This is a genomic window from Rhodopseudomonas sp. B29 (assembly GCF_000333455.1).
GTDB lineage: Bacteria > Pseudomonadota > Alphaproteobacteria > Rhizobiales > Xanthobacteraceae > Rhodopseudomonas.
In genome coordinates this window covers 1-4,491 of record NZ_BADD01000516.1, presented here as the reverse complement: position 1 = coordinate 4,491, position 4,491 = coordinate 1, and the positions used below count along the sequence as shown (strand labels likewise).

At 66.1% G+C, this 4,491-nt stretch carries 3 protein-coding genes, 1 pseudogene and 1 riboswitch; of the genes and pseudogenes, 3 read left to right on the top strand and 1 reads right to left on the bottom strand.

The genetic code is table 11. The features are described from left to right. A riboswitch (cobalamin riboswitch) is annotated at window positions 1–167 on the top strand. This riboswitch is flagged as partial in the annotation. Between the two features lie 105 nt (window positions 168–272). Genes I5M_RS30070 through I5M_RS18240 form a run of 3 tightly spaced genes read left to right on the top strand, consistent with a single transcriptional unit; the run spans window position 273 to window position 3,987 of the window. Next, window positions 273–1,775 carry a TonB-dependent siderophore receptor gene (locus tag I5M_RS30070; protein ID WP_244432048.1) on the top strand — a complete coding sequence of 501 codons (1,503 nt, stop codon included), beginning with the start codon at window positions 273–275 and terminating at the stop codon, window positions 1,773–1,775. After that, a complete protein-coding gene (locus tag I5M_RS33790) occupies window positions 1,724–2,542 on the top strand; it encodes a TonB-dependent siderophore receptor (protein WP_244432047.1) in 819 nt (272 codons plus the stop codon). Before I5M_RS30070 ends, I5M_RS33790 begins: the two co-directional genes overlap by 52 nt. Continuing rightward, complete coding sequence (locus tag I5M_RS18240; protein WP_085981035.1) at window positions 2,539–3,987, top strand: PepSY domain-containing protein; 1,449 nt, start codon at window positions 2,539–2,541, stop codon at window positions 3,985–3,987. Before I5M_RS33790 ends, I5M_RS18240 begins: the two co-directional genes overlap by 4 nt. Window positions 3,988–3,990: 3 nt before the next feature. Here I5M_RS18240 and I5M_RS18235 read toward each other — a convergent pair. After that, window positions 3,991–4,491, bottom strand: a pseudogene (locus I5M_RS18235) (TRAP transporter substrate-binding protein); the annotation flags it as partial.

Below are 4,491 nucleotides of genomic sequence, written 5' to 3'. Positions count from 1 at the left end.
ATCAATAGGGAATGCGGTGAGGGCCGTTCGCGGCCCAATTCCGCGGCTGCCCCCGCAACTGTGAGCGGCGAGCCTGTTGCCACACGCCACTGGGACTTCGTCCTGGGAAGGCGGCAGCAGGCACCGACCCGCGAGCCAGGAGACCTGCCGTCGTTCGTGGTCACACGCGAGCACATTGGGCGGGGTGTCCTGATGCGTGTCGAACTGCGGCCTCCCCGGCCGCGGTAAGGCCTGTTTCGCGGTGACGTGCCACGTTTGCCGCGAGTCTTGAAATGACCTCCGCCGTCTCCGTCTCTGGGCGCTCCTTGCGCCTGCTGTCTTCCGTTGCCTTCGTCTCCCTGATCACGCCCGTCGCCGGCCAAGCCCAGACGGCCCCGCGCAGCCTCGACCCTGTGGTGGTCGAAGGCCAGCGAGCCCGGCCGGCCACCTCGCGCGCCGCATCCTCCGCAGCTTCGTCGCGGCAGCGGCGCGCCGCCAGGTCGACCGCGCCTGCGCCCAAGCCTGCACCCAAGCCGACCGCTGTCGCAGCTACTGCGCCGGCCCCGACCTTCAATCTGAGCACCCCGGCCTCGAGTGCGTCGCGCCTCAATCTCACGCCGTTGCAGACGCCGGCGAGCGTCGAGATCATCACCGCCGAGACCATCGCCGAGCGCGGCCAGCACACCGTGAACGACGCGGTGACGCAGAACGCCACCGGCTTCACCGCCAGCCCGGCGCCGGGCAATGGCGGCCTCGCCTTCAACACCCGCGGCTTCACAGGCAACGGCACGGTGATGTCGCTGTACGACGGCACGCGGATGTATGTCGGCTCCGGCACCATGACTTATCCGTTCGACACCTGGACGGCGCAGCGCATCGAGGTGCTGCGTGGTCCGGCGTCGGTGATGTACGGTGAGGGCGCGATCGGCGGCGCCATCAATGTGATTTCAAAGAAGCCCTCATGGCTGCCGCACAACGAGGCCGAAATCTCGCTCGATACCAATCTGACGCGGCGCCTCGCCGTCGACAGCGGCGGGCCGATCAATCCGAATGTCAGCTATCGGCTCGCCGCGATCGGCAACATGTCGGATGGTTGGGTCGATCGCGACAAGACCTCGAACGTCGCGGTGTCGGGATCGGTCCGCGTCCAGGCCGCCGACAATCTCGCCTTCACGCTCAGCGAAGATTATGGCGACCGCAGCCCGTCGCGCTATTTCGGCACGCCGCTGGTGAACGGCCGGCTCGACGAATCGCTACGCTTCCAGAACTACAATGTCGGCGATGCCTCGATCCGCTATCGCGACAACTGGACCCAGCTCAAGACCGAATGGGACGTCGCCGAGGGCGTCTCGGTCAAGAACGTCACCTACTATCTCAGCACCCACCGGCACTGGAAGGACGTCGAGAGCTACGCGTTCAATCCGGCGACGGGGCAGATCAACCGAAGCTCCTATATCGAGATCTTCCACGACCAGGAGCAGATCGGTAACCGTTTCGACACCACGTTCCGCGGCCATATCTTCGGCCTCGACAACGAATTCGTCACGGGCTTCGACATCAACCGCATCGGCTTCACCCAAACCAACAACTCGCCCTATGCGGGCACGTCGTCGGTGACCCCGACCAATTTCGATCCGGGCAGCTTCCAGTGGTCAGCCCGACGCGGCCGAGCTTTCCACACTTTGACGACGCAGTATGGACTTTTCGCCGAGAACCGTTTCAGCTTCACCGATCAGCTTTCGGTGTGGGTGGCGTTCGCTCCGATCATCCGACGGTCGAGCGCACCGATTTCCTGACGCCCTCGAACAGTTTCGAGAAGACCTATTCGGCGCCGAGCTGGCGTGCCGGGCTGGTGTACACCCCGATCAAGGATCTGGCGTTCTACGGCCAGTATTCCACGGCGGTCGATCCGGTCACCAATCTGATCACCATGACGGGCGTCAATCGCGACTTCGCGCTGTCGACCGGCAAGCAGGTCGAATTCGGCGTCAAGCAGCAGCTCGCCGGCGGCCGCGCCGAATGGACACTGGCCGCGTATCAGATCGTCAAGAACAACCTGTTGGCGCGCGATCCGCAAAACCCTGCCAACACCAATCCGCTGCAGATCGGTCAGCAATCCTCGCGCGGCATCGAAGCCTCGGCCGGGCTGAAGGTCACCGAAACGATCCGGCTCGACGCCAATGTGGCGGTGCTGCGCGCCAAGTACGACGACTTCGTTCAGGTCGTCGGCGGCAAGGTGGTGAACTACGCCGGCAACGTGCCGGCCAACGTGCCGCAGGTCGTCAGCAACATCTGGGCGACCTGGGCGTTCGCGCCGGGCTGGTCGGCCAATGCGGGCGTGCAGCTGGTCGGTGATACCTGGGCCGACAATGCCAACACGCTGGTGCGACCTGCCTACAATGTCGTCAATGCCGGGCTGATGTGGAAACCGGATGCGCGGCAGACCTTCGCGCTGCGCGTCTACAATGTGTTCGACACCGTCTACACGACGTCCGGCAACACTACTCAGTGGCTGCTCGGCATGCCGCGGACCGCGGAACTGTCCTACAACGTGAAGTTCTGAGCGTGGGCGTCGCCAGGCGCCTGAAGCGGTGGCTGTATCTCGGCCACCGCTGGCTCGGCATCGTCGGTTGCCTGTTCTTCGCCATGTGGTTTCTGTCCGGCATGGTGATGATGTATGTCGGCTTTCCTTCGCTGGGGCCCGCGGAGCGCCGCGCGGCATTGCCCGATCTAGCCTTCGCCCGCGTCGTGGTGTCGCCCGATCAGGCGATGGCGGCTGCCGGCCTGACGCACTACCCGCGCGAGCTGCGGCTCAGCATGCTGGATGATGAGCCAGTGTACCGGCTCGTCGATTGGAAAGGGCCGCGACAGACGATCTCGGCCGTGACCGCCCGCGCCATCACCCATATCACCGCCGATCAGGCGTTTGCGGTGGCGCGGCATCATCCCGCGGCAGTGGAGCCGCGCCTACTCGGCAGCGTCGACCGCGATCAATGGAGCGTCACGGCGCGGTTCGATGCGGACCGGCCGCTGTATCTGATCGACCTCGGCGATGCGGCCGGCACCGAACTGTACGTCTCGTCGCGAAGCGGCGAGGTCGTGCTCGACACCACGAGGTCCGAGCGGCTGTGGAACTGGCTCGGCGCCATTCCGCATTGGATTTACCCGACCGTGCTGCGCCAGGATGCGCCGCTGTGGCGCCAAGTGGTGTTGTGGATTTCGGGCGTGCTGATGCTGGTCGCGGTGAGCGGTCTGTGGATCGGGGTGCTTCGCGCCCGATTGCGACGTCGCTACGCCTCGGGACGTGTGACGCCGTATCGCGGCTGGATGGCGTGGCATCACATTGCCGGGCTGATCGGCGGCGTCGCGGTGGTGACCTGGATGTTGTCGGGCTGGCTGTCGCTCGATCCGCTCGCTGTCTTTGGCCGCCGCAGCGCCATGCCCGACGCGCTGCAGCGCTATGCCGGTCACACCGAGCCCACCATTCGTGTCGTGCTGCCTGGCCGCGAACGGCCGGGCATTGTCGAAGTGCGCTTCGTCTGGGTCGGCGGTGCGGCCTTGATGATCCTCATCAGTCGCGACGGGACCCCGTGCGTCGTCGATCCGCTCAGCGGCGGCTCGCGCACATTATCGGCGGAACGGCTCGTCGAGGCGGCCGCGCGGCTATTGCCGAACCATAAGATCACGCTGCAGCAGAGGCTCGATCAGCCGGACGCCTACTGGTACTCGCATCATCAGCAGCGCGTGCTGCCGGTGCTCCGCCTCGGCTTCGACGACGCCGCACAGAGCTGGGTTCATCTCGATCCGGCGACCGGCGACATTCTCGGCTGGAGCGATCGCCGGACGCGGGCGCGGCGCTGGCTGTTCAACGCGCTGCACAGCTTCGACTTCCCGCTGCTGCTGACGCATCGCCCGGCCTGGGACGCGATCGTGATTGCGCTGTCGCTGATCGGGCTGATGATCTCCGTCAGCGGCGTGGTGATCGGCTGGCGGCGGTTGAGGCGGTGAGTGTTACACCGCCTGCGGGCGGCCCTGGCGGGGCTGCAACAGGGCCGGCCCGTCGTTGAGCAAGGCTTTGCGGTCGGCCACTGCATTGTGAAACTGCTCCAGCGCGACGCTGAAGGCGCTCAGCGCCGCGCCGTCGATGGCGCCGTCCTCGTAGCTGATCAGAGTCGCGCGCAGGATCTCGTCGGCCTCGGCCTGCATGGCGTCGAGCTCGTCGAAAGCGTCGCAGCGCCGGGCCGCGACCAGCATGTCGAGCAGGCGGCCGCGCGGCCAAGCCGCGGCGGCCCGCTCGTCCTTGCGCAGATAGCTCGCCACCCAGGCGCTGATCGAGCCGAGCGCCGACAGTCCCATCAGGGCGAACCAGATGAAATCGCTGTAGCGATCCATGAAGGTCTTCTGATCGCCGTCCACATAGGCGGCCGCGCCGGGTTGCACCGGGATCACCGCGTCCTTGTCGGTGTCGGGCGTCTCGATCTTGGAGGCCAGCGGCACTTCGGGCATCACGGC